1 protein-coding gene is annotated in these 726 nt (G+C 44.1%); it reads right to left on the bottom strand.

All coding sequences use genetic code 11. The features are described 5' to 3' along the window. Positions 1-305: 305 nt before the first annotated feature. The coding region (locus HT737_RS30615; protein ID WP_306287333.1) for a polymorphic toxin type 47 domain-containing protein at positions 306-726 on the bottom strand (421 nt) is incomplete at its 5' end.

Genomic DNA, 726 nt, shown 5'->3' with positions numbered 1-726 from the left:
GGAAAATAGCATTTTAAGATCTGCAGAGGTTTCTAGCTTCCAAGCATGAATCTTACTGTCTTAGAATAGTTAAGGAATCTGGTTTTTCAAAATTTTGGAGCTTTGTCGACTTTTTTCCAGAATTCTTTGGATCGTTGTTTTTTTTGAGTGTTCTTCAAGTGGTAAGGGTCGAGACCCTTTGTTTCAGGGAAAAAAAAATAATGTTGTTAGCCTGGTGATTAATTTAGACAGTTCATCGTCGCATAGTTTCTCATGCGCTAAGGACTGCTCTGCCAATGTTGAGTCTATTTCTTTTTCTAGGTAGTTCATTGAGGGTCTCCAATTCTCGCGCGTGATACAGGCACGGATTCTAACAAAATATGTCCTCTAACAGCCCCACCTGTACCCCGTTTGCCAGGCGTTTGATACCCGACATGAGGGTCTGCAGGACCGTCGGTGGATGGAACGAGACGAGGATCATCGATGTTCACCTCTGCACCCTTATTTTTGCCCTCTAGTACGCGCCATTCCGTAGGATAAGATTTTCCGTATTGGTCTTTACCCCACTTGGTAACTGTAAATTCATTTTTTGGTACGCCAGTTCGAGTAAATGCCTCGTCTAATCCTTTATGCATCTGCTGATACGACGTTCCTGGCGTATGTCTCCAGTCGAGGTCAACCTCTGAATTGAATTTCCATGTCCCACCTGGAACCGGTTGTGGGCAATTTGTTGGACCACTGGCCAAG

It is taken from the genome of Pseudomonas sp. MD195_PC81_125 (assembly GCF_014060985.1).
In the GTDB taxonomy this organism is placed as follows: domain Bacteria; phylum Pseudomonadota; class Gammaproteobacteria; order Pseudomonadales; family Pseudomonadaceae; genus Aquipseudomonas; species Aquipseudomonas parakoreensis.
Note: the sequence above shows the minus strand (reverse complement) of the source record. Positions and strands in the feature narration are given on the sequence as shown.